The organism is Nocardioides sp. (assembly GCF_035429765.1).
Classification (GTDB): domain Bacteria; phylum Actinomycetota; class Actinomycetes; order Propionibacteriales; family Nocardioidaceae; genus Nocardioides.
In genome coordinates, this window is record NZ_DAOMFK010000208.1 from 1 (window position 1) to 5435 (window position 5435).

The 5435-nt window shown below is 74.4% G+C and carries 7 protein-coding genes and 1 pseudogene; all 8 read right to left on the bottom strand.

Features of this window, described 5'->3' with window-relative positions; all coding sequences use genetic code 11:
• On the bottom strand, positions 1 to 446 hold a 446-nt coding region (locus PLP61_RS14550), incomplete at its 3' end, for a primosomal protein N' family DNA-binding protein (RefSeq protein ID WP_502889071.1).
• A gap of 55 nt (positions 447 to 501) precedes the next feature.
• On the bottom strand, positions 502 to 1698 hold the full coding sequence (metK, locus tag PLP61_RS14555; RefSeq protein ID WP_324503473.1) for a methionine adenosyltransferase: 1197 nt from the start codon (positions 1696 to 1698) through the stop codon (positions 502 to 504).
• 72 nt (positions 1699 to 1770) lie between these two features.
• The gene (gene coaBC / locus PLP61_RS14560) at positions 1771 to 2988 is read right to left on the bottom strand and encodes a bifunctional phosphopantothenoylcysteine decarboxylase/phosphopantothenate--cysteine ligase CoaBC (protein WP_324503474.1); all 1218 of its coding nucleotides are present in this window, start codon (positions 2986 to 2988) and stop codon (positions 1771 to 1773) included.
• 13 nt (positions 2989 to 3001) lie between these two features.
• On the bottom strand, positions 3002 to 3355 hold the full coding sequence (gene rpoZ / locus PLP61_RS14565; protein WP_324503475.1) for a DNA-directed RNA polymerase subunit omega: 354 nt from the start codon (positions 3353 to 3355) through the stop codon (positions 3002 to 3004).
• Positions 3356 to 3364: 9 nt separating this feature from the next.
• Entirely contained in the window at positions 3365 to 3961 is a 597-nt protein-coding gene (gene gmk / locus PLP61_RS14570) for a guanylate kinase (RefSeq protein ID WP_324503476.1), read from the bottom strand.
• Positions 3958 to 4275, bottom strand: a complete 318-nt coding sequence (gene mihF, locus PLP61_RS14575; protein ID WP_324503477.1) for an integration host factor, actinobacterial type — start codon at positions 4273 to 4275, stop codon at positions 3958 to 3960. The genes gmk and mihF overlap by 4 nt, the downstream gene beginning before the upstream one ends.
• 79 nt (positions 4276 to 4354) lie before the next feature.
• Positions 4355 to 5176: an orotidine-5'-phosphate decarboxylase gene (pyrF, locus tag PLP61_RS14580; protein ID WP_324503478.1), complete on the bottom strand. Its 822-nt coding sequence runs from the start codon at positions 5174 to 5176 to the stop codon at positions 4355 to 4357.
• Positions 5173 to 5435, bottom strand: a pseudogene (locus tag PLP61_RS14585) (quinone-dependent dihydroorotate dehydrogenase); the annotation flags it as partial. The pseudogene PLP61_RS14585 and the gene pyrF, both read right to left, overlap by 4 nt.

Below are 5435 nucleotides of genomic sequence, written 5' to 3' on the forward strand. Positions count from 1 at the left end.
GCGGCGTGCCGCGGCGGCACCGCGAGCCGGAGCACGTCGGAGCGGGTGCCGGCGTACCGCTCGGCGATGCGGCCGGTGAGCAGCGCGATCTCGGGGGCAAGCACCGGCTCCGCGCTCACCACGCGCCGCAGGGGCGCCAGCCGCCCGGGGTGGTCGGAGCGGGCGGCACGCTCCAGGACGAAGCCGTCGACGTCCTGCCCGGCGAAGCGCACCTTCACCCGGGCGCCGGGCACCGCGCCGGCCGCCATGGAGGCGGGGACGGCGTAGTCGAAGGGCCGGTCCAGGTGCGCCAGCGGGACGTCGACCAGCACCCGGGCGACCGGGTCCACCGCGGCGAGCTCGGGCGGCCCGGTGGCGCGGGGGGTCGTCCGGGACCTGCGCACCGACTCCCGCAGGTCGGGCAGCAGGGTGGGCTGCCCGGAGCGGTCGGAGGTGGCGGGAACCATGGCGGCGTTTCTACCAGCCGCGACCGACAGCCCGGCCGCGGCCTACGCCGGCCGGTCAGCCACGGACGGCGGCGCGCAGGGCGTCCGCCCGGTGCGTGCGCTCCCAGGTGAACTCCGAGAGCTCCCGCCCGAAGTGCCCGTAGGCCGCGGTCTTGGCGTAGATGGGCCGCAGCAGGTCCAGGTCGCGGATGATCGCGGCCGGGCGCAGGTCGAACACCTCGAGCACCGCCTGCTGGATCTGCTCGTCGGGGACCCGACCGGTGCCGAAGGTCTCGATGAACACCCCGACGGGGTGGGCGGTGCCGATGGCGTAGGCCACCTGCGCCTCGCACCGGCGGGCCAGCCCGGCGGCGACGACGTTCTTGGCGACCCAGCGCATGGCGTACGCCGCGGAGCGGTCGACCTTCGAGGGGTCCTTGCCGGAGAACGCCCCGCCCCCGTGGCGGGCCATCCCGCCGTAGGTGTCGATGATGATCTTGCGGCCGGTCAGGCCGGCGTCGCCCATCGGACCGCCGACCACGAACCGTCCGGTCGGGTTGACCAGCAGCCGGTAGCCGGACGAGGGGAGGTCGAAGCCGCCCAGCACCGGGTCGATCACGTGCTTCTTCACGTCCGGCTCGAGGGTGTCGGCCAGGTGCACCTCCTCGCTGTGCTGGGTGGACAGCACCACGGTGTCGATGCGCACCGGCCGGTTCTCCGCGTCGTACTCGATGGTGACCTGGGTCTTCCCGTCGGGGCGCAGGTAGGGAAGGATCCCCTCCTTGCGCACCTCGGCGAGCCGCTGGGAGAGGTGCTGGGCGATCATGATCGGCAGCGGCATCAGCTGCGGGGTGTCGTCGCAGGCGTAGCCGAACATCAGGCCCTGGTCGCCCGCGCCCTGCCGGTCGAGCACGTCGGTGGAGTGGTCGTGCCGCTCCTCGTAGGCGTCGTTCACGCCCTGGGCGATGTCGCCCGACTGCTCGCCGATGGCCACCTGGACGCCGCACGAGGCACCGTCGAAGCCCTTGTCGGAGGAGTCGTAGCCGATCTCGAGGATCTTCTCGCGGACCAGCTTGGCCACCGGGGCGTAGGCCTTGGTGGTGACCTCCCCGGCCACGACCACCAGGCCCGTGGTGATCAGCGTCTCCACCGCCACCCGGCTGGAGGGGTCGTGGTGCAGGAGGTAGTCCAGCACCGTGTCGCTGACCTGGTCGGCGATCTTGTCGGGGTGACCCTCGGTCACCGACTCCGAGGTGAAGAGGCGTCCAGCCACGTCGTTCGACTCCTGACTCGAGGGGAGGTCTGGGCGAACTCTATCCCGCGGCCACGCCCCGGCGAGAGCGTCTCAGCCGAGCCGGGCGGCGACCTGGTCCCACACGACGTGCGCCAGCGCGGCCTTCGAGCCGTGCGGCACCTCCACGGCGGCGCCGTCCGCGGCCAGGATCACCGCCTGGTTGTCCGGGCTGCCGAAGACGGCGCCCCCGGACACGTCGTTGACCACCAGCAGGTCGCACCCCTTGCGGGCCAGCTTGGCCCGGGCCAGCTCGAGGACCGAGCCGGTGGCGTCCCCGGTCTCCGCGGCGAACCCGACCACCACCTGGCCCGGCACCGACCGGTGGGCGGCCAGCTCGCGCAGGATGTCGGGGTTCTGGGTGAGCTCGAGGGGGGCCGCGGTGCCGTCGGCGCGGCGCTTGATCTTGGCGTCGCTCACGGCGGTGGGCCGGAAGTCCGCGGGCGCCGCCGCCATCACCACCGCGTCGGCGTCGGCCGCGGCGGCGAGCATCTGCTCGTGGAGCTGGGCGGTGGTCTCCACCCGGACCACACGCACGCCGCCCGGGTCCGGCAGCGACACGTTCGCGGCCACCAGGGTGACCTGCGCCCCGCGCGCGGCCGCCGCACGGGCCAGCGCCACCCCCTGGAGGCCGGAGGACCGGTTCCCGAGGAACCGCACCGGGTCGAGGTACTCGCGGGTGCCGCCGGCAGACACCACGACCCGGCGGCCGGCCAGGTCGGCCCCGCCACCGGCGGCGTCGCGGGCCAGCACCGCCTGTGCCACCTCGAAGATCTCCGCGGGCTCGGGCAGCCGCCCCTTGCCCGAGTCGGCCCCGGTGAGCCGGCCCTCGGCCGGATCGAGCACGACCACGCCCCGGGCCCGCAGGGTGGCCACGTTGGCCGCGGTCGCGGGGTGCTCCCACATCTCGGTGTGCATCGCAGGGGCCATCACGACCGGGCAGCGCGCGGTGAGCAGGGTGCTGGTGAGCAGGTCGTCGGCGAGGCCGTGGGCCGCCCTGGCGAGCAGGTCCGCGGTCGCCGGAGCGACCACCACCAGGTCCGCCGCCTGGCCGATCCGCACGTGCCGCACCTCGTGCACGTCGTCCCAGACCTCGGCGGACACCGGCTTGCCCGACAGTGCCGACCAGGTCGCGGAGCCGACGAACCGGAGGGCGGCTGCGGTGGGGACGACGGTGACGTCGTGCCCGGACTCGGTGAAGCGGCGCAGCAGCTCGCAGGCCTTGTACGCCGCGATGCCGCCGGAGACGCCGAGCACCACCCTGGCGGTCATCGGCCGGGTGCGCTCAGTCCTGGCCGGCGAACGGGTCGCCCGTCGCCCCGAACGAGGCGTCCAGCGCCGCCTGGGCGCGTGCCTCCTCCTCAGCCGCGAGCGTCGCCGGGTCGACGTCCTCGCAGGTGAGCAGGTCCGCGCTGATCTCCCGCAGCGCGATCGACAGGGGCTTCTCCTGCACGTGCGTGTCCACCAGCGGGCCGACGTACTCCAGCAGGCCCTCGCCGAGCTGGGAGTAGTAGGCGTTGATCTGCCGCGCCCGCATGGCACTGTAGAGGACCAGCTTGTACTTGCTGTCCGTCTTGGTGAGCAGGTCGTCGATCGAGGGGTTGGTCACGCCCTCGGCGGCGGGGATCGGGCCAGACACGAAGGAGCCTCACAAGTCGTCGGTGGTGGGGGCGCCCGCCGGGACAGGAGGGGGCGCGGTCATCAAGGCTACCAACTCCTCGGCGGCAGCGTGAACTTCGTGGTTGACGATCGTCACGTCGAACTCGCTCTCGGCGGCGAGCTCCTCGCGAGCGGTCTCCAGCCGGCGGGCCCGCTCCTGGGGCGTCTCGGTGCCGCGGCCCACCAGCCGCCGCTCCAGCTCCTCCCAGGAGGGCGGCTTGAGGAACACGAACAGCGCCTCGGGCATCGTGCGGCGCACCTGGCGGGCTCCCTGCAGGTCGATCTCGAGCAGCGACGGTCGGCCCTCGGCCAGCGCCTGCTCGACCGGGCCCCGCGGGGTGCCGTACTTCGCCGCACCGTGCACCACCGCCCACTCCAGCAGCTCCCCGGCCTCGACCATCGCGTCGAACTCGTGGTCGGAGACGAAGCGGTAGTGGACCCCGTCCACCTCGCCGGGCCGGGGCGGGCGGGTGGTCGCGGACACCGAGATCCATACCTCGGGGTGGGCCTCGCGGACCGCGGCGGCGACCGTGCCCTTGCCCGCCGCGGTGGGGCCGGCCAGGACGACCAGCCGCGAGCGGGTCACGACTCCCCGAACTCGCGCTCCAGCGCGGCGACCTGCTTGGTCCCCAGGCCACGGACACGGCGGCTCTCGGCGATCCCGAGCCGCTCCATCACCTGCCGGGCCCGGACCTTGCCCAGGCCGGGCATCGCCTGGAGGAGGTCGACCACGCGCATCTTGCCGATCACCTCGTTGTCCTGGCCCTCCTTGAGCACCTCGGTGATCGAGGCGCCCGAGTTCTTCAGCCGGTTCTTCACCTCGGCCCGCTCCCGTCGGGACGCGGCAGCCTTCTCCAGGGCCGCCTGGCGCTGTTCGGGGGTCAGCGGGGGAAGTGCCACGGGCTTCCTCGTCTTCTCGGGGGCGGACGCCGTCAATCTAGTAAAGGGCCTCCGGGGGCTGCAACGCGCCCCCCGGCGGTCACCGGAGCGCCGCGAGCGCCTCGTTGGTGCGGCGGGCGGCCTCCGCCAGGGCCGCGGCGTCCGGGCCGTGGCGGAGCAGCTCGCGGCTGGAGCTGGGGACCACGGTGCGCAGCGTGCTCCCGAAGAGACGGCGCAGGTCCGCGACCGTGCCGCCCTGGGCGCCGTACCCGGGGACCAGGAGCGGGCCGTTGATGGCGACGTCCTCGCCGGTGCCGCCGATCGTGGCACCGACGACGGCGCCGAAGGAGCCCATCGGCTGCTCGCCCGCGTTGAGGGCCCGCAGGTGGTCGAGCACCGTGCCGGCCACGGTCCGGCCGTCGGCGGCGCGGGCGTGCTGGACCTCCGGGCCCTCCTTGTTGGAGGTCAGCGCGAGCACGAACAGCCCCGCGTCGTGGCGCCGGGCGGTCTCCACGAACGGGCCGAGCGACCCGAACCCCAGGAACGGGCTCACCGTGATCGCGTCGGAGGCCAGCGGCGAGGCGGGGTCGAGGTAGGCGTCGGCGTAGGCCTGGCTGGTCGAGCCGATGTCGCCGCGCTTGACGTCCAGCACCACCAGCGCGCCCGCAGCCCTGGTCTCGGCCACCACCCGCTCCAGCACGGCCACGCCGCGGCTGCCGAACCGCTCGTAGAAGGCGCTCTGGGGCTTGACGGCCGCCACGTACGGCGCCAGCCCCTCGACCGCGGTCAGCGCGAACCGCTCCAGACCCGCGACCGTGTCGTCGAGGCCCCACTCGTGCAGCAGCGCGGCGTGCGGGTCGATGCCCGCGCACAGCGGCCCGCGACGGTCCATGGCGTCGCGCAGCCGTGCTCCGAAGCTCATCGCAGCCCCCTCACGATCCTGCGGGGCCACAGCGGCCCCTCGTAGACGAACGCCGTGTACGCCTGCAGCAGGGTGGCACCCGCGTCGAGCCTGGCCCGGGCGTCCTCGACCGTGCTGATCCCGCCCACCCCGACGAGCGTCAGGTCGGGGCCGACCCGGCCGCGCAGCAGCCGGAGCACCGCCAGCGCCCGGGCCGCCAGGGGCTGGCCCGACAGCCCACCGGCTCCGAGCGCGGCGACCTCGGCCGCCGGCGTCCTCA

Bases quoted from the DNA above. Each gene is read 5' to 3' on its own strand.
- coaBC (WP_324503474.1), bottom strand. From the start codon at position 2,988: ATGACCGCCAGGGTGGTGCTCGGCGTCTCCGGCGGCATCGCGGCGTAC.
- pyrF (WP_324503478.1), bottom strand. From the start codon at position 5,176: ATGAGCTTCGGAGCACGGCTGCGCGACGCCATGGACCGTCGCGGGCCG.